Source organism: Mesorhizobium sp. IMUNJ 23232, from assembly GCF_044326205.1.
GTDB lineage: Bacteria > Pseudomonadota > Alphaproteobacteria > Rhizobiales > Rhizobiaceae > Kumtagia.
The window spans coordinates 28821-47841 of sequence record NZ_JBIRCY010000039.1; the positions used below are offsets into that span (position 1 = coordinate 28821).

The following is a 19021-nucleotide window of genomic DNA, read 5'->3' on the forward strand; positions in this document are numbered from 1 at the left end:
GTCAGGCCGCACGCTTCTCGGGCGGCGCCATGAACCGGCGTGGATCGACGCCGCCCCTGGGATGTTTGCCCAGCGAGGCGCAAAGATCGGCTAGCGCGTTCAGATTGTGCACCGGCCGGAATTCGTCGACATGCGGCAGCATGGCCCGCACGCCGCGCGCCCGCGCCTCGAAACCGTTGAAGCGCAGCAGCGGGTTCATCCAGATCAGCCGCCGGCAGGATTTTTGCAGCCGCTCCATCTCGGCCTCCAGTTCGCCGACATCGTCGCGCTCCAGCCCGTCGGTGATCAGCAGCACCACCGCCCCCTGCCCCAGCACGCGGCGCGACCATTTTCGGTTGAATTCGTGCAGCGTGTCGCCGATACGCGTGCCGCCCGACCAGTCCTTTACCGCCGCCGAGCAATCGGCGAGCGCCGCGTCTGGGTCGCGGTGGCGCATCTGCCGGGTCAGATTGGTCAGCCGCGTACCGAAGACGAAGGCGTGCACGCGCCGCCGCTTCTCGCTCAGCGCATGCAGGAAATGCAGGAAGACGCGGGTGTACTGGCTCATCGAACCGGAAATGTCGGCCAGCACCACCAGCGGCGGATGAATTTCACGCTGCGAGCGGAATCTTGGCAGGATCACCTCGCCGCCGGTGCGTGCCGAAGAGCGCATCATGGCGCGCGGATCGATCTTTTTGCCGCGCGGATCGGCCTTGAAGCGGCGGGTGGCGACCATGTCGAAGGGCAGCCGAAGTGCCGCGATCTCGCGCCGCGCCTCGCCGAGTTCCGCCGCCGTCATCTGAGCGAAATCCTTGCCGCGCAGCACCTCGCTTCCCGACACCGTGAAGCGGGCGTCTACCTCGATCTCCGGAATCTCGCGCGGCGGCTGCCGGTTCTGCTGGCCTTCGAACATCGCCTGGCTGACCCGGCTTTCGGCGGCGCGCGGCTTCTGCTTCTCGCGCTGGTCGAGCGCGACCGGCGAAAACATGGCAAGCAGTTTTTCGATCAGCTCGCGCGACTTCCAGAACAGGCGGAACGCCTCGTCGAATACGGCGTGGTCCTCATGGCGCGTCACCAGCACGGCGTGCAGCGTCCAATAAAAGTCGTCGCGGCTGCCGATGCCGGCCGCCAGCACCGCCTCGATCGCATCCTTGACCGAGGCCGGCCCCACGCGCATGCCCGCCTTGCGCAGGGCGCGGGCGAAATAAACGATGTTGTCGGCAAGCCGGCCGTCGGCGGAAACGACTTTCCGGTCTGAGCGGAAAGTGTCCATCCTTCTACTCCGCCGCCGCGAGCTCCGCCTTGACCTCTTTCAGGAGGCGGCGGCCCTCGCCCTGCTCGATGCACGCGATGTCGTCCTGATATTTCAGCAGCACGCCGATCGTGTCGGACACGGTTTCCGGATCGAGCGCGACTTTGTCGAGCTCGGTCAGCGCCCCGGCCCAGTCGATCGTCTCGGCGACGCCGGGAACCTTGAACAGCTCGATCTCGCGCAGTTTCTGCACGAATTTCACCACTTCGGCCGACAGCCGGCGGTTTGCCTGCGGCACTTTTCGTGACACGATCTCAAGTTCGCGCACGGCGTTGGGATAGTCGACCCAGTGATAGAGGCAGCGCCGCTTCAGCGCGTCGTGGATCTCGCGCGTGCGGTTGGTGGTGATGATGACGATCGGCGGCTCCTCCGCCTTGATCGTGCCGAGTTCCGGCACGGTCACCTGGAAGTCGGCGAGGATTTCCAGCAGGAACGCTTCAAAAGCTTCGTCCGTGCGGTCGAGTTCGTCGATCAAAAACACCGGCGCCGATCCGGCCTTGCCTTCCAGCGCCTGCAGCACCGGCCGGCGGATCAGGTATTTTTCGGAAAAGACGTTCTTTTCCATCGCCCGCCGGTCGACCGTCCCTTCCGCCTCTTCCATGCGGATCTCGATCATCTGCGCGGCATAGTTCCACTCATAGACCGCCGACGATACGTCGAGGCCCTCGTAGCATTGCAGCCTAATCAGCGGCCGGCCGAGCGCCGTCGCCAGCACCTTGGCGATCTCGGTCTTCCCAACTCCGGCCTCGCCTTCGAGGAACAGCGGCCGTTTCATGCGCAGCGCCAGGAACAGCACCGTCGCCAGCGCCCGGTCGGCGACATAGTCCGCGCCCGACAGAAGTTTCAGCGTCGCGTCGATCGACTGCGGCAGCGGAATGGATTTTGCGTCGGTCATGGGGTCTCCACGCGCCTACAGCACCCGATAGCGCCGGTCGTGGTAAAGCAGCGGCTCAAGGCTATCGCCGATGCGGATGCCTGTCACCTTGCCAAAAAGGATACGATGGGTGGCCATGTCCTTGGATTCGAAGAGTTCGCAATCGAACACCGCCATGGCGTCCACCAGCGTCGGCGCGCCCGACGCAATCGTGTTCCAGCGGCCGAGCGCGAAGCGCTCCGCAGCCGGCAGGCCGGTCGCCCCGGAAAACGCCACGGCCAGCGCCTCATGCGCCGGCGTCAGCGTGTTCAGCGCGAAACGCCCGTTCTTCACGAACGCCTCGTTCTTTTCATTCTCGCGGTTTATGCAGACGAGAATCATCGGCGGGGCGTCGGAGACCGAGCAGGCGGCGATGACGGTCGCGCCGCGCAGGCCCGCCTCGCCATCGGTGGTGACCACATGCACCGCGCCCGCGAAACGCGCCATCGCGTCGCGGTAGGTCTGCGGCTCGACGTCGCTTTTCTTGAGCACCCGGCGTTCCCGATCTGGAGGACAGCTCGCTATATATGGGGAGACACGGCGCGCCACAAGAAACCGCTGATCTGGCCATCCGAAATCGCCTGTTGCGCCAGCGGGATGACGCCGTTACGAGTTTGCCCGGACGCGCGCCGCTACGACGCGCACAAACCGGCTTCGAAAGGACGGCACGCGGGCATGCAGTTCGCCAAGGCAGCGACCGCGCTTATGGCCCTGTCTCTGGCAGTATTTCCGGCGTATGCAGAGGCGCTCAAGCTGGGCCTTGCCGCGCCGCTCAGCGGCTCTTCGGAACTGCTCGGCCGGCAGGTGCTGAACGGCGCACGGGCGGCCGCTGGAGATACGGCTCTCGAGATCGCGGACGATGCCTGCACCGCCGAAGGCGGCGCGGCCGCAGCCCGCCGCTTCGTCGAGGCCGGGGTGAGAATCGCGGTCGGTTTCCTCTGCACCGAATCGATCGAGGCGGCGCTGCCGATCCTGAAGGACGCCGGCATCCCGACGATCACGCCCGGCGTGCGCACCGACAGCCTGACCGACCGCCGCGAAAAGACGGGATGGCTGGTCTATCGGCTGGCGCCACGCGCCGACGGCGAGGAAAACGCCATCGGCACGCTGCTGGTCACGCTGTGGCGCGACAGCCTGTTCGCGGTGGTCGACGACGGCACGATCTACGGCCGCGACCTTGCCGAGAATTTTCGCGCGGCGGCCGGAAACCGGGGGCTGAAGCCGGTCTTCGTCGACACCTATCGCCCGCAGATGGAAAACCAGATCGGCCTGGCCGGCCGGCTGCGCAAGGCGGGCGCGGCCAACGTCTTCGTCGGCGGCGACCGCGACGACATCGCGATCATGACCCGCGACGCCGCAGGTCTCGGCGCACGACTGACCTTTGCCGGCGGCGAAACCTTGCGCTCGGCGTCCAATGGCGTGCCGCTCGCACCGGGCACGCTGATGGTCGGCCTGCCGGAATGGGCCGATGTCGCCGATCCGGCGGCGCTGCAGACGCTGGCGGAGCGGCACATCGCCCCGGAAGGCTATGTGCTGCCGGCCTATGCCGCGATGCAGGTGGCAATCGCCGCCGCAGGCGCCGGGCAGGATTCGGGCACACCGCGCCTCGCCGGCCCTTATCCCACGGCGCTGGGGGAAATCCGCTTCGATTCGAAGGGCGACCTCGCGGCGAGCCCCTACCGGATTTTCCGCTATGACGGCGCGCGGTTCGTGCCGCTGGAGAGCCAATGAGTTTTCGCGCCGGCTCGAAAAACCTGATCACCGACGTCGCGGGCCTCAGGGTCGGCAACGCGGCGGATGCGCGGCTGAAGTCCGGGACGACGGTCGTCGTCTGCGACGAACCAGCGGTGGCCGGTGTGCAGGTGCTGGGCGGCGCGCCGGGCACGCGCGAGACCGACCTGCTGGAGCCGCACAATTCGGTCCAGTCGGTCAACGCCATCGTGCTCTCCGGCGGATCGGCCTTCGGCCTCGACGCCGCTTCAGGCGTGCAGGCGGCCTTGCGCGAGCAAGGCGTCGGCTTCGAGGTGCGCGGCCTGCGCATACCGATCGTGCCTGCCGCGATCCTGTTCGACCTGACCAATGGCGGCGACAAGGACTGGGGCCTGCATCCGCCCTATCGCGAACTCGGCTACGAGGCCGCCAAGGCCGCGGCCACCGATTTCGCCATCGGCACCAAGGGCGCCGGGACCGGCGCTCTGACCTTCGGCATGAAGGGCGGCCTTGGTTCCGCCTCGACCGTCATGCCCGACGGCACGGTGCTGGGCGCGCTGGCGGCGGTCAACGCCACGGGGTCGGTGACGGTCGGCGGGACACGTCACTTCTGGGCGGCGCCCTTCGAGATCGGCGACGAGTTCGGCGGCCTCGGCTACCCCTCGCCGCTGCCAGCCGACGCCAGCGACATCAAGCTGAAATTCCGCGACCAGGGCGCCAACACGACGATCGCGGTGATCGCCACGGACGCGGTGCTCTCCAAGGCGCAGGCGAAACGGCTGGCGATGGCCGCGCATGACGGTTTTGCCCGCGCCATCTGGCCGGCGCACACACCCGCCGACGGCGACCTGATCTTTTCGCTGGCGACCGGCCGCAGCGGCCTCGCACCGGCGCCGGACGCCGCAATCGATCTCTATGCCGCGGCCGGCGCGACCATGGCCCGCGCGATTGCGCGCGGCATCTATGCGGCATCGCCGGCCGAGGGCGACCTGTTCCCGGTCTGGTCGGCGGGGTGAACGCCGGAGCGACCTGGCCCAACCCGGTCGAAGGCGATGGAAGACCGATCCATCACAAGACGTTAAGACCTCTTGGCGATAGAGTGCCTTTTGCGACACGCCCTCTTTGGTGGAACGCCAATGCGACTGCTGCTTCTCGCTAGTCTCCTTGCCATGACAGTGCTTGCCGCGCCCGCAAGCGCAACTGCCGGCGATGCGGCCGAACTCAATATGCTGGGCTTCAGCGCCGATGGCGGCATTTTTGCCTTCGAGGAATATGGCATCCAGGACGGCTCGGGATTTGCCTACGCCAACCGTTATTACATCGACACGGCAAAGGACACCTTCGTTCCCGGCTCGCCGATCCGCATCCAGCCGCAAAGCGAGGATCCGTCGGTGGAAGACGTCCGCGCCGAGGCGCGCAAGAAGGGCGAAGCGATCGTTTCCGACGCAGAACTTGCCAAACATCCGGGCTACACGGCGGCGATAAACCCGGTGTCGGAACTGTCGGCCGATCCGTTCCGCGTCGTCGCCAATTCCAGGCCGCTCTATCCGCAGCCGAGCGACCCGATGGAATTCCGGCTGGAGGAGCTTGAGGGCGTCAAGCCGGGCATCAAGTGCGAGGACTGGCAGGAAATCAGGGGTTTCCGCCTCCTGAAGGTCGATGTGCGTCCCGGCGGCGCGACAAAAATCCTGCATGAGGACAAGCAGATTCCGGCGAGCCGTGGCTGCCCGCTTGGCTACCGCATCGGCGCCGTCCGATCGTATTTTCCGGACGGCGGATCGCATATCGCGGTTGTGGTGCTTGCGGTGCGCTCCTTCGGCTTCGAAGGTCCGGACTATCGCTGGCTCGCCGTTTCAACCACGATCGGGGACTGAGAGAGCGTGTCCGTCGCCCCCGTCATTGCCGAAACCGGCGCGCCGAAGACCGGCCTGACGGCGCGGTTGCGGCTGGCATTTCCCACATGGCGGGTTGCGGTGCTGGGTGCGCTGTTCTGGGCCGGCACAATGGCTGCCAGCGCGTCGATCAACCTGTTGATCGACGGTTGGCAGACCGGCGCGAATATCGCCGATGTCGCCGTGGTCTTCGCCATCGGCGCGGCCATAGCCTTTCCACTGAGCTACGCCATGGCCAGCCTTCTCGCGGCAGGCCGGGGCTGGGAAACGCGGCTGGCGGCAGCCTTCCTCTGCTTCACGGTCGGCACGGTCGGCATCACCTCGGCGCTCTACGCCCTGGACTACCGCCAGTATTACTCCCAATCGCACTCCCATGCCTTTTCGGTGACGTGGATGTTCCAGTTCGCCTTCACCACCGCCGGCGCGCTGATCCAGTTCGCCGCCACCGGGGTCCGGCTGTATTTTCCCGTTGGTTTTGTCGCGCTCGCGGCCGTATCGGTGTGGTTCGCACGCCGCGCGCGTTGAGAAGCAGGCCGGCGTCTGTTAGGACGCGACAAGCTTCTTCGATATCAGGACGGAACGATGATCCCTCGCTATTCGCGGCCGGAAATGGTCGCCATCTGGTCGCCGGAAACGCGCTTCCGCATCTGGTTCGAGATCGAGGCGCATGCCTGCGACGCGCTGGCCGAGATCGGGGTGATCCCGAAGGAAGCGGCGAAAACGATCTGGGAAAAGGGCGGCGCGGCGACTTTCGACGTCGAGCGTATCGACGAGATCGAGCGGGTCACAAAACACGACGTCATTGCCTTTCTGACGCATCTGGCCGAATTCGTCGGGCCGGACGCGCGTTTCATCCACCAGGGCATGACCTCGTCCGACGTGCTCGACACCTGTTTTGCTGTCCAGCTTGCGCGCGCCAGCGACATCCTTCTGGCCGACATCGACGCGCTGCTGAGGGCACTGAAGCGCCGCGCCTTCGAACACAAGGACACAGTCACCATCGGCCGCAGCCACGGCATCCATGCCGAGCCGACGACGTTCGGCATCAAGATGGCGCAGGCCTATGCAGAGTTTTCGCGCAACCGCGAGCGCCTCGTCCGGGCGCGGGAAGAGATCGCCACTTGCGCGATTTCCGGCGCGATCGGCACCTTCGCCAACATCGATCCGCGCGTCGAGGAACATGTGGCGGCAAAACTCGGGTTGAAGCCGGAACCGGTGTCGACGCAGGTGATTCCGCGCGACCGCCACGCGATGTTCTTCGCCACGCTCGGCGTCATTGCCTCCTCCATCGAGCGGTTGGCGATCGAGATCAGGCATCTGCAGCGCACCGAAGTGCTTGAAGCGGAAGAGTATTTCTCGCCGGGCCAGAAAGGTTCCTCGGCCATGCCGCACAAACGCAACCCGGTGCTGACGGAAAACTTGACCGGCCTCGCCCGCATGGTGCGCGCATTCGCGCTGCCGGCGATGGAGGACGTGGCGCTGTGGCACGAGCGCGACATTTCGCACTCCTCGGTGGAGCGCATGATCGGCCCGGACGCCACGGTGACGCTCGACTTTGCGCTGGCGCGGCTTACCGGCGTGATCGACAAGCTATTGGTCTATCCCGACAATATGTTGAAGAATCTCAACAAGTTCCGAGGCCTTGTTCACTCGCAGCGCGTGCTGCTGGCGCTGACCCAGGCCGGCGTCTCGCGCGAGGATTCCTATCGCCTGGTGCAGCGGAACGCCATGAAGGTATGGGAACAAGGCGCTGATTTTCTTGAGGAACTTTTAGCCGACAAGGAAGTCCGCGCGGCGTTGTCGGAGGAAGACATTCGAGAAAAATTCGACCTCGGCTATCACACCGCGCAGGTCGACACGATCTTCAAGCGGGTGTTTGGATAACGCACCATGCAGTCGGCGTCCTTGTTGAAGCGGCCGAAGAGCACGGAAAAACAATGATTTCGACCTTCGGCAATTTCGACTTCCTGGCCCTGCCTGGTCGCGGCAATTGTGGTCCCGATCACTGGATTTCGCACTGGTGCCACGTCTTTCCGAATTCCAGCCGGGTTTTGCAGGCCGAATGGCACAACCCTGATCCGAAAGACTGGATCGCGCGGGTGGACGCGGCGGTCGCCCAAGCGCCGCGAAAAGTTGTCCTGCTCGCCCATTCGCTGGCCGTGGCGACGACGGTAAAGTGGGCAGCAGGGGCAAGCAAAGGCCAACTCGACAAGGTTGCCGGCGCATTTCTGGTTGCGCCGACCAATGTCGCGGACCCCGATCCGTCCTTCGACACGGTCCGGCCCTTCGCGCCCATGCCTTTGAAACCGCTGCCGTTTCCGGCGCTTGTCGTGGCGAGCCGCAGCGATCCGCGCGTCACCTTCGACAAGGCCACGGAATTCGCCACCGCCTGGGGCGCCGAACTCGCCGATGCCGGCGATCTCGGCCATATGGGCAACGAGGCGCGCCTCGGACTGTGGCCTGACGGCCTGCTTCTGCTCGGGAGACTGCTGGAGCGCGCACGGACCTGACCCACGAGGACCGGAACCGGCGCCGGCATTCCGGCGTTTCTGGCTCGGATCAACAGATGGCCGAGGTTGAAGATGGATCGGGTCGTTGCGAATGGCGTCAGCCGGGTCGGCTGGTTTGCCGCGGGAGCTTTGTCACTGGCCGCCGCGATTGCGCTTTTTCTCTTTGCCGACAGTTACTTCAGCGCGAAAGCTGACCTCGCGTCCGATCAAGCGTCGCGCACCATCGTCGAGGGAAAGTAGCCGCATATGCCCCGCGGACGCAGCCGGGACAATCTCGGCAGGAAGCCAGGTCAGGTCTGGAATGCGTGGTCATTCATACATGTTGCGCCAAGATAACGTCTGCAACCGCGCCATGGGCAGGACATTGCCCTTCCTAAGCCGGACATCGCCCTTCCGGAACGGCGTGCAAGTTTAATTGTTGCGCCGGCAGGCCGCTGAACCATCGTTGTCATCGGGGATCATTGTTGCGGTCGGATTTCGGCCGACTTGCCCGCCACGATCCGGCACCAACCGGCTCAAACCGCCGCAGGCACGATACGGATGACGTTGCCCCACGGATCCTCATGGACGGATTCCGCTTTCGCATCTTTCGATCGGAACTCGACGAACGACAGCCCCGTCCGGTCGGCGTCCCGTTCCCTGGCGCCGGCACTCTGCCAGGCATTGGCTCCGACATGATGGTGATAGCCGCCGGTCGACAGGAACACCGCGCTGCCGCCAAAATTCAGCATCGTGTCGAAGCCGAGTTCACTGTTCCACCACTTTTCCGCTTCGGCGGCGTTGCCGACGCGCAGATGGATGTGGCCGACCATACTGCCGGCCGGCGCGCCGGTCCATTCGGGCTGGCCGGGCCGCAATTCGCCGAGCAGGTTCTCGACGTCGAGCGGCAACGTCGCCATCTTCAGTGACTTGCCCTCGAAATCCCAGGCGTCGCGCGGCCGGTCGGCATAAATCTCGATGCCGTTACCCTCGGGATCGGTCAAATAGATCGCCTCGCTGACCAGATGGTCCGAAGCGCCGGTCACCTGGATGCGGCGGTCGATGGCGCGGCGCGTCCAGCGGGCAAGGTCGGCGCGGGCCGGCAACAGGAACGCCGTATGGTAGAGACCGGCCGAGCGCGGATCATCGGGGCGCGCCGCCTTGAACTGCTCGATCTCCAGTAGCGGCAGTCCGCCGGCGCCGAGCACGATCGTGCCGGGACGGCGCGCCACCTCCTGCAGCCCGACGGCATGCTTGTAATAGTCCGCGAGCGTGTTCACGTCGCGGGCCTTGATGCCGACGGTGGTTACGCTCACCGGGGCATCGGCGGCAAAGGGAAGTTTTGTCATCATGGTCTCCGCACGGGAAAAACCCGTCAACGCGTCTAGGGCCAGAATCCCGGCCGCGCCTGAAAAGCTGCGTCTCGATATCCGCATGTCGTCCTCGCCCGGCCGTCCGGTTGTCGTCCACAACATCGGATCCCCTGCCCGCGCGCGCAAGGCAGCAAAGCGCGAACACGGTGTTCACCGTTTCAGCACGGTTGGACGGATTGGGTGCACACCGGATTGACAATGCGTCACTCCGAAGATCGATCCCGAGCATTGCAAGCGCCGCCCCGCATCGCTAAATCCGCGTCATGAAAGTCAAGGATGCCGACATACTGATCGTTCCCGGATACACCAATTCCGGGCCGGAGCACTGGCAGACGCGCTGGGAGGCAAAACTGTCGACCGCGCGGCGCGTCGAGCAGGCCGAATGGTCGAAGCCGGTGCGCGAGGACTGGACGCAAAGGATGGCCAACGCCGTCAACGAGGCCGAGCGGCCGGTGGTCATCATCGCCCATTCGCTCGGCGTGCCGACGGTCATCCAGGCGATTCCGATGTTCGAACGGCCAGTGGCCGGCGCCTTCCTGGTCGCCCCGCCCGACGTCGCCAACCCGTCGATCCGGCCGAAACATTTGATGACCTTCGGGCCGTATCCGCGCGATCCGCTGCCGTTCCCGTCGATCGTGGCAGGCAGCAGCAATGATCCGTTCTGCGCGCTCGATGTCGCCGAGGATATCGCCGCCGCCTGGGGCTCGGTGTTCGTGCATGCCGGGGAGGCTGGCCATATCAACGCCGAATCGGGATACGGCCCGTGGCCGGAAGGCAGCATGGCCTTCGCCAACTTCATGACGCGCCTCGAAGGGTAAGCAATTCATGGCCAAAAAGGTGCTGGTTGTCGGCGCGGGCATCGTCGGCGCGTCGGTCGCCTGGCACCTCGCGAAGGCCGGATGTGCGATCATCGTCGTCGATGCGGGCGAAGGCGGCGGCGTGGCGACGGCGCACTCCTTCGCCTGGATCAACGCGACCTGGGGCAATCCGGAGCGCTATTTCCATTTCCGCCGGCGCTCGATGGCGGGGTGGCGGCGGCTGGAAAGCGAGATTCCCGGCGTCGCGGTGAACTGGTGCGGCGGGATGACCTGGGACATCCCGGCCGAGGATTTTGACAGGTTCGAGACCGAGCACACACGCTGGGGTTACGGCATGCGCCGCGTCGACAACGCCGGGGCGCAGCGCATCGAGCCCGGCCTGAAGACGCCGCCGGACCGGGCGCTGTTCGTCGCCGAGGAAGGCATGGTCGAGCCGGTGGAGGCCGCGCGCGCCATACTTGCCGCCGTTGTCGCAGCTGGCGGCAAGGTGATGACGGGAACGCGCGTCGCATCCTTTGCGACGCGAAGTGGCAAAGTGATCGGCGCGACGACCGGGGACGGAACGCTCATCCAGGCGGACGAGACGGTGATTGCCGCCGGAACCGAGACGCAAAACCTGCTCGAAACGATCGGCGTCCGCCTCAGGATGATCATGTCCCCCGGGCTGATCATGCATTCGACGGTGGCGTCGGAGCGCCTGCTCAACGGCCTGGTCTTCGCGCCGCAATGCAATGTCCGCCAGACAAGGGAGGGCCGGCTGATCGCCGGCTCGGATTTTGCCGGCGCCGATCCGAAAGGCGAGGAAGAGCGGATGGCGCGTGAACTGCTGGCGAGAGTAAAGGCGCTGGTGCGGGGCAGCGAAAGCCTCGATATCGGTTTCATCACCGTCGGGCACCGCCCTACCCCCGCCGACGGCTTTCCGGCGATCGGCCGTCCGGACGGCGTTGAAGGTCTCTATGTGACGGTGATGCATTCCGGCGTGACGCTGGCACCGATCGTGGGGGAACTGGTCGCCCGCGAGATCGCGGAGGGTTTTCGCGATCCAGACCTGGCGCCGTATCACCCAGGTCGGGCGGAGTTGGTTTAGCACTGGCGGAACGGCTTAGGCCCTTACTAAGGCGCTACATCCTGAGCTGTATATAGTATGTTGGACATGCTGTCGCGATGTGACAGTTCATACGACCGGACATAATACGCTTCCAGCGTATAAGTATCGGATAGTTTCCTTCATAAATTGTACTCTCGCATCAATCCGTCGCAAGCTTTGGATTCGAATATGAATAACGGCCACCTAGAGTATTTCCTAAAATGCCTATCCTATCGCGGAATGTACGTAAATACGAAAAGCCTGGAGAGTATTTTGGGCTTTGTCTTAGGCTTTGATGCAGGAAGCAAGGCAGAAATCACACACGGATTCAGAGAGTGGCTCCTGAAAAACTATGACCAATGCGACGGGCCATTCGCCTGGCCTACCTTCATATGTCAGATATTAGGCGAGCGACGCGACGGGGAAGATGCCGTCGACGAGTTTGTGGATATCATAATGCGGTTCATCCGTGAGAAATACGGAATTGATGCCCGATAAGAACATTGCGCTCAGTCCTGCACGCTAGACGGGATATTTCGCGAGCAGTGGCCGTGGCGGGCAACCCCTCATAAAGCCGCCGCCTCGCCCGCCCTGAAATGGCTGGGCGGCGCGCCGATGACGCGCTTGAAGGCGCGGCTGAAGGAGGCCTCGGAATCGTAGCCGAGGCGTTTTGCCACCACGGAAATGCGCATGCGGTCGCGTACCAGCCATTGCCGCGCCTGGTGCATGCGCACCTGGGCGACGTAGCGCGCCGGCGTCTCGCCGACGACTGAAGCGAAACGTTCGGCAAAACCCGAGCGCGAGGCACCCATCAGCCGCGCCAGCGCGGTCACCGTCCAGTCGCGGTCGGGCTGGAGGTGGATCGCCGCCAGCACGCGGCCGACATCCGGATTGCGTACCGCGGCGATCCAGCCGCTGGCGTCGCCGCAGCCTTTCTCCACCCAAACGCGGATGATGCTGGCGGCCAGCACGTCGGCCAGCCGCGCCAGCATGCCACCGGCGCCGACGCGCTCCACCGTCACCTCGCGCGCCATCGCTTCGAGGAGAAAAGCGATGTTCGGCTCGATAGCGGCCAACTCATGCACCCACATCACGTCCGGCATCATGCTGAGCAGCGGGTGCAGGCTGTCGACGTTGAAATGCATGCTGCCGCAGAACAGCAGCGTCACCTCGCCCTCACCGCCGCCGCAGACGTCGAAGACGTTGCCGCAGATCGGCTTGACCTCGTAGGTTTTTATCGGCAGCGCCGTCACATCCGGCTGGCTCGCCAAAATGTGTTCGGCGCCGCGCGGCAAAAGCACCGCGTCGCCCTCCTTCAGTTCCACCCATTGCTTGCAGGGCGTCAGCAGCCAACAGCCGCGGCGGCCGATGAAATGAAAGCGCGCCGCTTCCTGCGCCGGGAATAGGATACCCCAGGGCGCCGTCATCTGGCAGCGGCCATAGTCGACGCCGTCGAGCCGCAGCCCGCGCAGCATCTCGGTCAGCGGATCGTTGACGCCTGCCGGCACAAGTCTGGACGAATGGTCAAGCATTTTGGCTCTTCTAGCATGGAAACTCCAGACGGTCACTCCTTATCTTGCGGTGCACAAAAGGAGTGTTTCCATGACCGATTCCCTCGCCGCCGCTCAAGAGGCGGGTTCCACGGCCAATGATACCGCCGAACGAACGGAGGCGCTGTGGGCCGCCGTGGTTTCGCTCTCCCTTGGCGTGTTCGGCTTAGTGACCGCCGAATTTCTACCGGCCAGCCTATTGACCCGCATCGCCGGCGACCTCGGCATCACTGACGGCGCAGCCGGCCAGGCGGTCACCGCCACGGCTGTCGTCGGCGCCATCGCCGCGCCGACCATTGCCATCGTGACGAAGAACATCGACCGCCGGCTGGTCATGTGGACGTTCACGCTGCTGCTGATCGTCTCCAACATTCTGGCGGCCACCGCTTCTGGCCTCACCATGCTGCTGGTGGCGCGCGTCATCCTCGGCGTCGCGCTCGGCGGCTTCTGGTCGATGGCTGGCGCCATGGCGATGCGGCTGGTGCCGGCAAAACTGATGCCGCGCGCCATGTCGATCGTCTTCACCGGCGTGTCGGTGGCCACCGTCTGTGCCGCTCCCGTCGGCGCCTACATCGGTGAATTGTGGGGCTGGCGCGCCGCCTTCGGGCTGGCGGGCATCGTCGCGGCGGTGACGCTGGTGGTGCAAATGCTGACCATTCCGAAACTGCCGCCCATCGGTTCGCCCGGACTGGCCGCTCTCGCTGGCCTGCTGGGGCGGACCAGCGTGCGCATGGCAATCGCCGCCACGCTGCTGATCGCCTCGGCGCACTTCGCCGGCTTTACCTATGTCCGGCCGTTCCTGGAGCAGGTGCCGGTGTTCGACGTGGAGGCGATCTCGCTGACGCTGCTGGCCTTCGGCATCGGCGGCTTTTTCGGCAATCTCTTCGGCGGTTTCCTGATCGAGCGCAGCCTGAAGGCCAATATCGGCACCGGCGCGCTGGTCATCACCGCGACGGCGCTGGCCCTGGTGACCTTCGGCGCGACGGATTGGGTCTCGGCGGTCGCCGTCACCGCCTGGGGTTTTGCCTTCGGCATGCTGCCGGTCGGGTTGCAAACCTGGATGGTGCGCGCCGCGCCCGACGAGGCCGAAAGCGCCGGCGGGCTGCTGGTCACCGCCTTCCAGGTGGCGATCGCCGGCGGCGCGATCTTCGGCGGGCTCATCGTCGACGGGTTCGGCGCGCCGGGCGCCTTCATCTATGCCGGAGCAGCCATGCTCATGGGCGCCCTTCTGGTGCTTTCGTTGGGCGGCAAGGCGTTGCCGCGGGCGGTCTAGCCGCCCTGCCCGATCGAGCCTTTGATGGCGCCGAGCTGCTTTTCGGCACCGAGCGCGATCAGTTGGCCCTCGCCGCCAGTGGCGAGCAGCCGGTAGCCCATCTTCACGTAGCGGCCGGCGATCGTCGCGTCGACGACGTAGATGCCGGTGAATTTTCCCGCCGCCCGCGCCCGGGCGGCGACGGAGGCCACCGTCTCCATCATGTCTTCCAGCATGGAATTGACGGTCTTGCCGCGGCTCCAGGCGATCGAGAAATCCGAGGGGCCGAGGAAGATGGCGTCGATGCCTGGCACCGCCAGGATATCGTCAAGGGCATCCAGCGCCTGCCGCGTCTCGATCATGGCGAAGGCGAGCGTGCGCCTGTTGCTCTGTTCCAGCCAGGCCTGCATCGAGGTCTTGCCGTCGCGCGGCAGCGCGTAGGTCGGACCCCACGAGCGCTCGCCGATTGGCGGATATTTCATGGCGGCGGCGAAACGGCGGGCGTCCTCGACGGAATTCACCATCGGCGCGATGACGGCGTCGGCGCCGAAATCCAGCGCCCGGCTCGCCATGTCGAAGCGGCCGACCGGGATGCGCACCAGCACCGGCTTTTGCGCGCGCTTCACCGGCACGACCGAGCGCAGCACGCTGTCCTCGTGATGGCCGCCATGCTGCATGTCGAGCGTCACGGCGTCGAATGGCTGGGCGGCCACGATCTCGACGGTGAGCGGATCGGGCACGCCCGACCATGCCGTGACAACAACCTCGTCGGCGGCCAGCCGGTCTCTCAGCGACATTGCTCTCTCCTCAAAATCTGTTGGCGCGGAGATTGGCCCGGAAGCCGGCGAAAAGGCAAAGAAAAACCGCCCGTCAAAGCGGGCGGTCGGATTGGTCCAGTCAGGACTGCGGTCAACTATTCCTGACCTGTTCGAGAGCCTGTGCCATCAGCTCGTCCATGGTGCGGCGGATCTGGTGTTCCGACTGGTCGACGCCGGCGGCGTCAAAGTCGCCTTTTACCTTGCGCAGCACGTCATGGTCGCCGGCTTCCTCGATGTCGGAGACCACCACATCCTTGGCATAGGCATCAGCGTCGGCGCCTGACTTGCCGAGTTTTTCGGCCGCCCAGAGGCCGAGCATCCTGTTGCGGCGCGCGGTCGCGCGAAAGCGCTGTTCCTCGTCTATCGCGAACTTGCGCTCAAAACCTTCCTCGCGGTCTTTCATGCTGGTCATGGCTGTTCCTCCGGCTGGGAATTCTGTTCCGTCGATCCCATATAAGGGGTTCGTCCGCACAAACCAAAACGTTGCGCTGGGGTCAATACGGGCAAGCATGCTGCGCTGCGGCAAATCGCGCCCGAAAGCCGTTGATTGCAGGGAAATGCCGATTGAGGAAATGTCCGCTTTGCGTTAGAGACCGCCGTTGAAACCCATCATCGCGCGCCCGGTCGCGCGAGTCGGAGGGTACGGGTATGATCCGCCTTCCAGTCAATCCAGAGAAACCGCTATGAAAAATCGCCGCCGAATCTACGAAGGCAAGGCAAAGATCCTCTATGAGGGACCGGAGCCGGGCACGCTCATCCAGTTCTTCAAGGACGACGCCACCGCCTTCAACAAGAAGAAGCACGAGATCGTCGACGGCAAGGGCGTCATCAACAACCGCATCTCGGAGCACATCTTCAACCATCTGAACCGGATGGGCATCCCGACCCACTTCATCCGCCGCATCAACATGCGCGAGCAGTTGATCAAGGAGGTCGAGATCATCCCGCTGGAAGTGGTGGTGCGCAACATCGCCGCCGGTTCGCTGGCTAAACGCCTCGGCATCGAGGAAGGCACCGTGCTGCCGCGCTCGATCATCGAGTTCTATTACAAGGCCGATGCGCTGGACGACCCGATGGTCTCGGAAGAGCACATCACCGCCTTCGGCTGGGCCTCTCCGCAGGAGATCGACGACATCATGGCGCTGGCCATCCGCGTCAACGATTTCCTGTCCGGCCTGTTCATGGGCATCGGCATCCAGCTCGTCGACTTCAAGATCGAATGCGGCCGCCTGTTCGAGGGCGACATGATGCGCATCGTCGTCGCCGACGAGATCTCGCCGGATTCCTGCCGGCTGTGGGACGTGGCGACGCAGGACAAGCTCGATAAGGACCGATTTCGCCGCGACATGGGCGGACTGGTGGAAGCTTATCAGGAGGTCGCCCGCCGGCTCGGCATCATGAACGAGAACGAGCCGCCGCGCCCGACCGGCCCGATCCTCGTCGCCTCCGGCAACGGCAAGGGCAAGCCGCACTGAGCGGCTGCCCTCCCCGCCATTTCAGTATTTCTGCAAGGAACGATTGTCTCGTGATCAAGGCCCGCGTCACCGTCACCCTCAAGAACGGCGTGCTCGACCCGCAAGGCAAGGCGATCGAGGGCGCGCTCGGCACGCTGGGCTTTTCCGGCGTCGGCCAGGTGCGCCAGGGAAAAGTCTTCGACGTTGAGCTTGAGGGCAGCGACACGGCGAAGGCAGAGGCCGACCTGAAGGCCATGTGCGAGAAGCTCTTGGCCAACACGGTGATCGAGAACTATAGTGTGACGCTTACCTGAGGTTGTGCCCGGAGGGCGCGATGGCGGAAGTCACGAACGAACTGATTTTCGAAGTGCTGAAGAGCCTTCAGCACGAGGTTCGCCTTCTCAAGGACGGACAGGGCGAGATCAAGCAGGAGTTGATCTCGATCCGTGGGCATATCCTGTCGATGCAAAACGACATTCACAACATCTATGGCATGATGGCGCGTCACGACGCCCGGCTGGACCGCATCGAACGCCGGCTTGAACTGCGCGAACTCGCGGAACCACAACGCCCTTTCGATCCGAGCACATGAACGGACTTCAGCCAGCAGCGAAAATTGGAACCGGCATGGCGGAAGTGACGAACGACCTGATTTACGAGACACTCAAGCAGGTCTACTCCGACCTGTCGGACGTAAAGTTCGACGTGCGTGAATTGAAGAAACGGATGACCGGTGCCGAAGAGGCGCTCGTCGGCATGAACCGTCGCCTGGACCGCCAGGACGGCCGGCTGGAGCGCATCGAACGCTGCCTCGATCTCCGTCAACTCGCCGAACCAACGCGCCCTGGTGGATACGAATGTATCAACAGGCGCTCCGCGGCGAGCTAGAGTATGACCGCAACTGAAAAGGTGGCAATTGTTTTCGGCCACGTAGTGCAGGCGTTGGCCTTTATCGTGCTTGTCGTGGGTTTGCTACTTACAGCGGTCTTCTTTCGCGATTGGTTTCGAGTTAGTAGGGACTGGACCGACCTGCTTTTTGGCGAAAAGAGGGGTATGGGAGTTCTCGGCGGGTTGACGCTTCTCTTTACATTGTCACTATCCGTCGCCCTGCGGAGCGTTGCGCGATGGGTGCAACGCCAAGCTAAAAAGTGAATTGCGCCTGAGGGTCTAACTTGAAATGAAATCCGCCGTCGTCCTCCTCCCCGGCCTCAATCGCGACCGCGACATGATCGCGGCGCTGACGAAGATTTCCGGAAAGCCGCCGGTTACCGTCTGGCAGACCGAGACGGAAATCCCGGACGTCGACCTCATCGTCATCCCCGGCGGGTTTTCCTATGGCGACTATCTGCGCTGCGGCGCGATCGGCGCGCGCAAGCCGGTGATGCAAGCGGTCGCCGAAAAGGCGAAAAAGGGCGTGCCGGTGATCGGCGTCTGCAACGGCTTTCAGATCCTTCTCGAGGCCGGCCTGTTGCCGGGCGCGCTGATGCGCAACACGTCGCTGAAGTTTGTCTGCCGCGAGGTGAAAATGTCGGTGGCCAACGCCAACACATTGTTCACGCGCAACTATGCGCCCGGCCAGATCATCCGCACGCCCGTCGCTCACCATGACGGCAATTATTTCGCCGATGCCGAGACGCTCGCCCGCATCGAGGGCGACGGCCAGGTGGTGTTCCGCTACGCCGACGGCACGAACCCGAACGGCTCGATCAACGACATCGCCGGCATCATGAATGAAGATGGCAATGTGCTCGGCCTGATGCCGCATCCGGAAGATTTGATCGAAGCCGCGCATGGCGGTATCGACGGACGCGGGCTTTTCGAAAGCGCGCTGGGCATCGCCGCGTGACCGACTGAAATGTCGCGGCATTCGCGTGAAATGGACGCCGCGCAGCGTTCTTTCCCTCACCTGAACCCTTCTCACAGCCCCCTTCTCTTGCCGATTCCCCAATATCGCCACGGCAAGAACCATCGGTAGCGCACCGCCAATCGCTCCGGCACGTTATCGATGCCGCTGGTGCCGCCGGGGCCGCAGCGCATCACCCGGAACAGGCCCATCCAGCCGCCCGCCCAGAGGCCGTGGCGGGCGATCGCCTCATAGGCATATTCCGAACAGGTCGGCAGGTGACGGCAGGAATTGCCGACGAAACCCGACAGCGTCAACTGGTAGAGTCGCACGAACGACGTGCCCAAAAGCCGCCCCGGCGTCCTGCGCCAGGGGCCGAGCCAGTTCCGCCCCCTCCCCGGCACGCCATGGTCGTGGCTGTGCGGGTTATGCGGCACGGCGATAGGGGCACGGAGCGTTTGACATAAGCAGAAGATGTCGATCCGCACCGCGCTCCGCAAGGGCGCCGCCGCGGCCGCGCCACATCCTTCC

The 19021-nt window shown here is 64.5% G+C and carries 24 protein-coding genes; 16 read left to right on the forward strand and 8 right to left on the reverse strand.

What is annotated here, in order from left to right:
* Position 1: 1 nt before the first annotated feature.
* From ACH196_RS24810 to ACH196_RS24820, 3 genes are read right to left on the reverse strand one after another with little or no spacing between them, the layout of a single operon-like run.
* On the reverse strand, positions 2 to 1252 hold the full coding sequence (locus tag ACH196_RS24810) for a VWA domain-containing protein (RefSeq protein ID WP_396649602.1): 1251 nt from the start codon (positions 1250 to 1252) through the stop codon (positions 2 to 4).
* A gap of 4 nt (positions 1253 to 1256) precedes the next feature.
* Positions 1257 to 2186, reverse strand: a complete 930-nt coding sequence (locus ACH196_RS24815; RefSeq protein ID WP_396649603.1) for an AAA family ATPase — start codon at positions 2184 to 2186, stop codon at positions 1257 to 1259.
* A 15-nt stretch (positions 2187 to 2201) separates the two neighbouring features.
* Complete coding sequence (locus tag ACH196_RS24820; RefSeq protein WP_396649604.1) at positions 2202 to 2696, reverse strand: flavin reductase family protein; 495 nt, start codon at positions 2694 to 2696, stop codon at positions 2202 to 2204.
* Between the two features lie 183 nt (positions 2697 to 2879).
* Here ACH196_RS24820 and ACH196_RS24825 point away from each other — a divergent pair, with 183 nt between their 5' ends.
* From ACH196_RS24825 to ACH196_RS24855, 7 genes are all read left to right on the forward strand, one after another.
* Positions 2880 to 3935: an ABC transporter substrate-binding protein gene (locus ACH196_RS24825; protein WP_396649605.1), complete on the forward strand. Its 1056-nt coding sequence runs from the start codon at positions 2880 to 2882 to the stop codon at positions 3933 to 3935.
* Positions 3932 to 4930, forward strand: coding sequence for a P1 family peptidase (locus tag ACH196_RS24830; protein ID WP_396649606.1), 999 nt, complete (start codon positions 3932 to 3934; stop codon positions 4928 to 4930). Before ACH196_RS24825 ends, ACH196_RS24830 begins: the two co-directional genes overlap by 4 nt.
* 120 nt (positions 4931 to 5050) lie before the next feature.
* Positions 5051 to 5788, forward strand: coding sequence for a DUF2259 domain-containing protein (locus ACH196_RS24835; protein ID WP_396649607.1), 738 nt, complete (start codon positions 5051 to 5053; stop codon positions 5786 to 5788).
* A 6-nt stretch (positions 5789 to 5794) separates the two neighbouring features.
* Positions 5795 to 6331 carry a hypothetical protein gene (locus ACH196_RS24840; protein ID WP_396649608.1) on the forward strand — a complete coding sequence of 179 codons (537 nt, stop codon included), beginning with the start codon at positions 5795 to 5797 and terminating at the stop codon, positions 6329 to 6331.
* A 57-nt stretch (positions 6332 to 6388) separates the two neighbouring features.
* A complete protein-coding gene (gene purB / locus ACH196_RS24845; protein WP_396649609.1) occupies positions 6389 to 7690 on the forward strand; it encodes an adenylosuccinate lyase in 1302 nt (433 codons plus the stop codon).
* 53 nt (positions 7691 to 7743) lie between these two features.
* Complete coding sequence (locus ACH196_RS24850) at positions 7744 to 8316, forward strand: RBBP9/YdeN family alpha/beta hydrolase (protein WP_396649610.1); 573 nt, start codon at positions 7744 to 7746, stop codon at positions 8314 to 8316.
* 72 nt (positions 8317 to 8388) lie between these two features.
* Entirely contained in the window at positions 8389 to 8556 is a 168-nt protein-coding gene (locus ACH196_RS24855) for a hypothetical protein (protein ID WP_396649611.1), read from the forward strand.
* A gap of 275 nt (positions 8557 to 8831) precedes the next feature.
* Here ACH196_RS24855 and ACH196_RS24860 read toward each other — a convergent pair whose 3' ends face one another.
* Complete coding sequence (locus ACH196_RS24860) at positions 8832 to 9731, reverse strand: VOC family protein (RefSeq protein WP_396649641.1); 900 nt, start codon at positions 9729 to 9731, stop codon at positions 8832 to 8834.
* A 200-nt stretch (positions 9732 to 9931) separates the two neighbouring features.
* Here ACH196_RS24860 and ACH196_RS24865 point away from each other — a divergent pair, with 200 nt between their 5' ends.
* Both ACH196_RS24865 and ACH196_RS24870 read left to right on the forward strand, forming a co-directional pair.
* The gene (locus ACH196_RS24865) at positions 9932 to 10486 is read left to right on the forward strand and encodes an RBBP9/YdeN family alpha/beta hydrolase (protein WP_396649612.1); all 555 of its coding nucleotides are present in this window, start codon (positions 9932 to 9934) and stop codon (positions 10484 to 10486) included.
* A gap of 7 nt (positions 10487 to 10493) precedes the next feature.
* On the forward strand, positions 10494 to 11573 hold the full coding sequence (locus ACH196_RS24870; RefSeq protein WP_396649613.1) for an NAD(P)/FAD-dependent oxidoreductase: 1080 nt from the start codon (positions 10494 to 10496) through the stop codon (positions 11571 to 11573).
* Between the two features lie 566 nt (positions 11574 to 12139).
* On the opposite strand, the gene ACH196_RS24875 is transcribed toward ACH196_RS24870, so the two are convergent.
* Positions 12140 to 13105, reverse strand: a complete 966-nt coding sequence (locus ACH196_RS24875) for an AraC family transcriptional regulator (protein WP_396649614.1) — start codon at positions 13103 to 13105, stop codon at positions 12140 to 12142.
* 70 nt (positions 13106 to 13175) lie between these two features.
* Here ACH196_RS24875 and ACH196_RS24880 point away from each other — a divergent pair, with 70 nt between their 5' ends.
* On the forward strand, positions 13176 to 14396 hold the full coding sequence (locus ACH196_RS24880; RefSeq protein ID WP_396649615.1) for an MFS transporter: 1221 nt from the start codon (positions 13176 to 13178) through the stop codon (positions 14394 to 14396).
* Here the strand turns inward: ACH196_RS24880 and ACH196_RS24885 are convergent.
* Complete coding sequence (locus tag ACH196_RS24885) at positions 14393 to 15172, reverse strand: HpcH/HpaI aldolase/citrate lyase family protein (RefSeq protein ID WP_396649616.1); 780 nt, start codon at positions 15170 to 15172, stop codon at positions 14393 to 14395. The genes ACH196_RS24880 and ACH196_RS24885 overlap by 4 nt on opposite strands.
* 112 nt (positions 15173 to 15284) lie before the next feature.
* Positions 15285 to 15605, reverse strand: a complete 321-nt coding sequence (locus ACH196_RS24890) for a DUF1476 domain-containing protein (protein WP_396649617.1) — start codon at positions 15603 to 15605, stop codon at positions 15285 to 15287.
* A 271-nt stretch (positions 15606 to 15876) separates the two neighbouring features.
* Here ACH196_RS24890 and purC point away from each other — a divergent pair, with 271 nt between their 5' ends.
* From purC to purQ, 6 genes are read left to right on the forward strand one after another with little or no spacing between them, the layout of a single operon-like run.
* Positions 15877 to 16668, forward strand: coding sequence for a phosphoribosylaminoimidazolesuccinocarboxamide synthase (purC, locus tag ACH196_RS24895; RefSeq protein ID WP_349006003.1), 792 nt, complete (start codon positions 15877 to 15879; stop codon positions 16666 to 16668).
* 50 nt (positions 16669 to 16718) lie between these two features.
* Positions 16719 to 16961: a phosphoribosylformylglycinamidine synthase subunit PurS gene (gene purS, locus ACH196_RS24900; protein WP_396649618.1), complete on the forward strand. Its 243-nt coding sequence runs from the start codon at positions 16719 to 16721 to the stop codon at positions 16959 to 16961.
* 20 nt (positions 16962 to 16981) lie between these two features.
* On the forward strand, positions 16982 to 17239 hold the full coding sequence (locus tag ACH196_RS24905; RefSeq protein ID WP_396649619.1) for a hypothetical protein: 258 nt from the start codon (positions 16982 to 16984) through the stop codon (positions 17237 to 17239).
* Positions 17236 to 17535: a hypothetical protein gene (locus tag ACH196_RS24910; protein WP_396649620.1), complete on the forward strand. Its 300-nt coding sequence runs from the start codon at positions 17236 to 17238 to the stop codon at positions 17533 to 17535. The genes ACH196_RS24905 and ACH196_RS24910 overlap by 4 nt, the downstream gene beginning before the upstream one ends.
* A gap of 3 nt (positions 17536 to 17538) precedes the next feature.
* Entirely contained in the window at positions 17539 to 17799 is a 261-nt protein-coding gene (locus ACH196_RS24915) for a hypothetical protein (protein ID WP_396649621.1), read from the forward strand.
* A 25-nt stretch (positions 17800 to 17824) separates the two neighbouring features.
* Positions 17825 to 18493, forward strand: coding sequence for a phosphoribosylformylglycinamidine synthase subunit PurQ (purQ, locus tag ACH196_RS24920; protein WP_396649622.1), 669 nt, complete (start codon positions 17825 to 17827; stop codon positions 18491 to 18493).
* A gap of 71 nt (positions 18494 to 18564) precedes the next feature.
* On the opposite strand, the gene yidD is transcribed toward purQ, so the two are convergent.
* Entirely contained in the window at positions 18565 to 18927 is a 363-nt protein-coding gene (gene yidD / locus ACH196_RS24925) for a membrane protein insertion efficiency factor YidD (protein WP_396649623.1), read from the reverse strand.
* Positions 18928 to 19021 lie beyond the last annotated feature (94 nt).

Bases quoted from the DNA above. Each gene is read 5' to 3' on its own strand.
- ACH196_RS24810 (WP_396649602.1), bottom strand. From the start codon at position 1,252: ATGGACACTTTCCGCTCAGACCGGAAAGTCGTTTCCGCCGACGGCCGG.
- ACH196_RS24815 (WP_396649603.1), bottom strand. From the start codon at position 2,186: ATGACCGACGCAAAATCCATTCCGCTGCCGCAGTCGATCGACGCGACG.
- ACH196_RS24825 (WP_396649605.1), top strand. From the start codon at position 2,880: ATGCAGTTCGCCAAGGCAGCGACCGCGCTTATGGCCCTGTCTCTGGCA.
- ACH196_RS24830 (WP_396649606.1), top strand. From the start codon at position 3,932: ATGAGTTTTCGCGCCGGCTCGAAAAACCTGATCACCGACGTCGCGGGC.
- ACH196_RS24835 (WP_396649607.1), top strand. From the start codon at position 5,051: ATGCGACTGCTGCTTCTCGCTAGTCTCCTTGCCATGACAGTGCTTGCC.
- purB (WP_396649609.1), top strand. From the start codon at position 6,389: ATGATCCCTCGCTATTCGCGGCCGGAAATGGTCGCCATCTGGTCGCCG.
- ACH196_RS24850 (WP_396649610.1), top strand. From the start codon at position 7,744: ATGATTTCGACCTTCGGCAATTTCGACTTCCTGGCCCTGCCTGGTCGC.
- ACH196_RS24855 (WP_396649611.1), top strand. From the start codon at position 8,389: ATGGATCGGGTCGTTGCGAATGGCGTCAGCCGGGTCGGCTGGTTTGCC.
- ACH196_RS24860 (WP_396649641.1), bottom strand. From the start codon at position 9,731: ATGCGGATATCGAGACGCAGCTTTTCAGGCGCGGCCGGGATTCTGGCC.
- ACH196_RS24865 (WP_396649612.1), top strand. From the start codon at position 9,932: ATGAAAGTCAAGGATGCCGACATACTGATCGTTCCCGGATACACCAAT.
- ACH196_RS24870 (WP_396649613.1), top strand. From the start codon at position 10,494: ATGGCCAAAAAGGTGCTGGTTGTCGGCGCGGGCATCGTCGGCGCGTCG.
- ACH196_RS24875 (WP_396649614.1), bottom strand. From the start codon at position 13,105: ATGCTTGACCATTCGTCCAGACTTGTGCCGGCAGGCGTCAACGATCCG.
- ACH196_RS24880 (WP_396649615.1), top strand. From the start codon at position 13,176: ATGACCGATTCCCTCGCCGCCGCTCAAGAGGCGGGTTCCACGGCCAAT.
- ACH196_RS24885 (WP_396649616.1), bottom strand. From the start codon at position 15,172: ATGTCGCTGAGAGACCGGCTGGCCGCCGACGAGGTTGTTGTCACGGCA.
- ACH196_RS24890 (WP_396649617.1), bottom strand. From the start codon at position 15,605: ATGACCAGCATGAAAGACCGCGAGGAAGGTTTTGAGCGCAAGTTCGCG.
- purC (WP_349006003.1), top strand. From the start codon at position 15,877: ATGAAAAATCGCCGCCGAATCTACGAAGGCAAGGCAAAGATCCTCTAT.
- ACH196_RS24905 (WP_396649619.1), top strand. From the start codon at position 16,982: ATGGCGGAAGTCACGAACGAACTGATTTTCGAAGTGCTGAAGAGCCTT.
- ACH196_RS24910 (WP_396649620.1), top strand. From the start codon at position 17,236: ATGAACGGACTTCAGCCAGCAGCGAAAATTGGAACCGGCATGGCGGAA.
- ACH196_RS24915 (WP_396649621.1), top strand. From the start codon at position 17,539: ATGACCGCAACTGAAAAGGTGGCAATTGTTTTCGGCCACGTAGTGCAG.
- purQ (WP_396649622.1), top strand. From the start codon at position 17,825: ATGAAATCCGCCGTCGTCCTCCTCCCCGGCCTCAATCGCGACCGCGAC.